The following is a 3,424-nucleotide window of genomic DNA, read 5'->3' as shown; positions in this document are numbered from 1 at the left end:
AGTCCTCACAGCCAAAGCAGTAGGCGGCGACATCCATGCCGCCCAAGAAGCCGCCATCAATGCCATGACGTTCAACACCACTCAAGTGTATGAAGGCCTCGCCACGCACCTTTCTGCTGCCACGGAAGATCCGTTCACGGAAGTTTTTGAGCAGAATTCTCGGCCACCCTTGAAGAAGTCAAAATCTTTTACGGAACAGCGGCAGCTTTATGAAATGGAGATCGTAGAATCTGTTGACCAAGCGGTGCGCGACGATGCCTTAAACAGTGACAGCATTTTTAAAAAATTTCTCTATTATGCTAGCACGGCTATAGGGGAAGTTGAGGGAACAACTCCTATGCATGCTCATCGGGATCGTTCACAGATACGACGAGCTTATAAGGATGCGCCAAAGGTTTACCGCGAAAGCAAAGCATTGTTGCAGGATCTATGGCATGGACGCTCTATAGATGATAGTCGTTTGGATGCCTACAATCAGCTCTTTGGGGATTGGGCCGCAAATTGCACTGGAGTTATGTCTGGCTTTGTTGGCGGGGGTAAGTTTGGGCGTGGCCGAGCTTCGTGGATGCGAACGCCGCATCAGCAGGCAGCAGCAAGTGGCCACCTGAGACCTGGCATCCCGTTATATAACCCCGCCAACCAGAATCGTGCTCCCGCGGGCACGCAACGGTCCGCTAATGCTAATCGTCTGTATGAGGATATGAGAGCTGTTGCGAATGGCGGTAATACTCATAGATCAGCTTTCTCAGACTTGGGGGCTAGAACTGCAGGCACAAAGTTTGGCATGCCCGAGCGCATGTCTGGTGAACAGTGGATAAATAGAAGCACTAATGTACCGAGTATGTCCTCAGGTTCGAGTGGAAGCAGTACCTCTACAAGAGTCGGGGCCGGTTCTACATCAACTGATTCTTCGACAAGCACGAGTGCTGCTACAAGCTTTGGAAGTGGTAACCCTACAAGTGACAAGAGGGTGAATGGCCCTAAAAGCAAGCTAGGTCGCACCCTAGACGGTAAAGAAGAAAGAAAAGGTAAGGAAAGAGAGGGAGGACCAAGGTCATCTGCTAACTCTAACCCATCAACTATCCCCAATATTAGTGAGAACCATGACCGGGTCGCGCATGATGGCTATTATACTCGCAAAAATGAAAGAACCGATCAGCATAATTGGCAGCAACGTATCAAAAATGCAAAGCCGGCGGATTATAAGAAGCATAAACAAGCTACTACAGATCGAGAAGCAAAAGATTTCTCTTCTGGATTGAATGCGCCTTCACAGTACTTACCTCACATTAATGTACCTGTACTAGAACGGGAGGCTTTAAAGAAAGGAAAATTCATTTCTCAACCCGGGGGTAGTGATTATGTTTACTATAGACATACAGAGCCAGTAGGATATTCTAATGGAAAACCTACTAATTGGGTGCGAGTAGAAATAACAAAGCACGCAGATCCCATTTACCACGGGCATCCGAGAGCTGAAAATCTAATTCCTAGCGAGTTAAGAAAAGGATAAAAAGATGGATTTAAGACTAGAAAGATTATCAATTCCTGCTGGATGGATTGTTGAATGGAATGTTTTCTATGATATGAGCCCCCCTTTCTACAATGAAGCAGAGCCACTATGGGAATTATTTAAAGAGGATATGCTCTATATAAAGCATAAAAATATACCTTACTCGGTAGACCTAGGTTGGTCTCCAGAAAACAGTCCCGCAGGAAATTTCGTTTTAAGATTGCTTAAGGATGAAAACTGGAAAACACCAGTTTTAGAAGTTACTTCGCCTAATAAAGATGAAATTGTCGAGAAACTGAATGAGTTGATCTTGGCAGTCTCTAATGGTGAAATTAGGTAATCCTCTAAACTAGGAGAATATAACAATGGTAAACCCACTCAATGGATAAGGGCTGAGCTTACTTCAGGGGAAGAGTTTCATGATCACCCTATGGATTTAGAGCTTTTGAAAATGCTTTTAGGTAAGGTACCCAATGACAGTAAAAATTGGAGATGAACAGATAGTCAATTTTAATAATATAAGGCTGCAGCATTTGAATTATTCTGAGGGGTGGGAAATAAGGTGGAATAATTTTTATGATTATTCCCCTCCTGACATCCCTCAGGACTTATATATAAGTAATTTTTTTAAGAATGAGTCTAGACTAGTTAGCATGTGGGTACTATTTGAGGATGATCTATTATATGCCGTACATCCTAAAGCAGGAATTGCATTAGACTTAGGATGGGGACCAGGTAATCAGCCTGACGGACTCTTCAACATAATCATGATTAGAACAGATGACCAATATTGGGAACGTCCATTAGTTAAATTTTCTTCTCGCAGCAAAGATGAAATTGTCAACAAGTTGAATGAATTAATGCTTGTTGTTTCTAATGGCGAAATTAGTTAGTTATCATTCCAGAAAAGCTACCCTCTTAAAATACTAAAACCTAAGACTCTGGCGAATGTAGTTCAATAATCGCCCAAGGCTATGAAGCCTACGTAAATACTCGCATCCAGCAAGTTTGGAATGGGTCGACACCGATGACAGTGGAGCATTTAGCTCATTGTCGACAGATGGAGGTTTTTGAAGACAGCTATGGGGACTTGGTCTTTGGCCAAAGTGTTCTTCAGGGAACAGGAACTTTGAGCAGTGTGCCCGGTCTCGCCCTAGAAGCAACCCTCTATCATACTGGTTTAACTAATCAGGTTAACGCCCGAGTGGCGCGGTATGCGGTGGATGATCTGCTGACAGTAGGCGGAGGGGTTGGTTTAGTAAAAAAGGTGGCAAAATCTGCTGCCCAGAACGCACGTCATTATGGGGCTCGCCTTGGTCGTCTGAAAGGAACGGTCTTTGATGTTGGGCGAGGGACCAGTCGCTCTTTAAGTGCGTTGGATCTCGCCCGTGGTAATTATTCTCAGCGCACCTCTAACTTTGAATGGCTGCAAGCGGCCAATCGTAACCTACAGGGTTATCAGATTCCGCAAGCCGCCAATAGCAATAGCTTCTTCCAAGATCTGCAAGCGGTGGCTAATAGTAATACGGGCGCCCGAGCTGCTGCTGGAACTATGAGTAACGCTCCTCGCATGTCTTCAGGTAAAGGGGGAGGACATAATCCTACCAGTGTTGGTACCAGTTCAGGGACAAGCGCTGGCAGTGGTGCTTCCGCAAGCGACCGTTCAATGGGCCGTGATATCCTGACAGGTAAGATGGAGCCTAAGAATAAAGGTAAGGTCGGTGAGTGTTCCGCACCTATAGGTAGGCAAGCTAATTTCACAGCTAATAGAGGGACAGTCTATGATCACATTACCCCTACCGCAAAAAATTTAACAGGGACATCAATACCAGCAACATTCACTATCTCAGTAGGAGGAAATAGTTTTTGGGTGCATTCAAACGCTACCAAGCACATGGCAGAGTATTTAAA

2 protein-coding genes and 2 pseudogenes are annotated in these 3,424 nt (G+C 45.0%); all 4 read left to right on the top strand.

The annotated features are described in order from the left end of the window. Window positions 1–1,513, top strand: a pseudogene (locus HMO_RS17150) (hypothetical protein); the annotation flags it as partial. Between the two features lie 4 nt (window positions 1,514–1,517). Next, a complete protein-coding gene (locus HMO_RS0113200) occupies window positions 1,518–1,853 on the top strand; it encodes a hypothetical protein (protein ID WP_010304501.1) in 336 nt (111 codons plus the stop codon). Window positions 1,854–1,986: 133 nt separating this feature from the next. Continuing rightward, window positions 1,987–2,406 (top strand): hypothetical protein, encoded by a 420-nt coding sequence (locus HMO_RS0113195; protein ID WP_010304498.1) that lies wholly within the window; start codon window positions 1,987–1,989, stop codon window positions 2,404–2,406. Between the two features lie 134 nt (window positions 2,407–2,540). Further along, window positions 2,541–3,424 (top strand): annotated as a pseudogene (locus HMO_RS15145) (hypothetical protein); the annotation flags it as partial.

The sequence above is a fragment of the Candidatus Odyssella thessalonicensis L13 genome (genome assembly GCF_000190415.1).
GTDB classification, from domain to species: Bacteria; Pseudomonadota; Alphaproteobacteria; order Paracaedibacterales; family Paracaedibacteraceae; genus Paracaedibacter; species Paracaedibacter thessalonicensis.
Note: the sequence above shows the minus strand (reverse complement) of the source record. Positions and strands in the feature narration are given on the sequence as shown.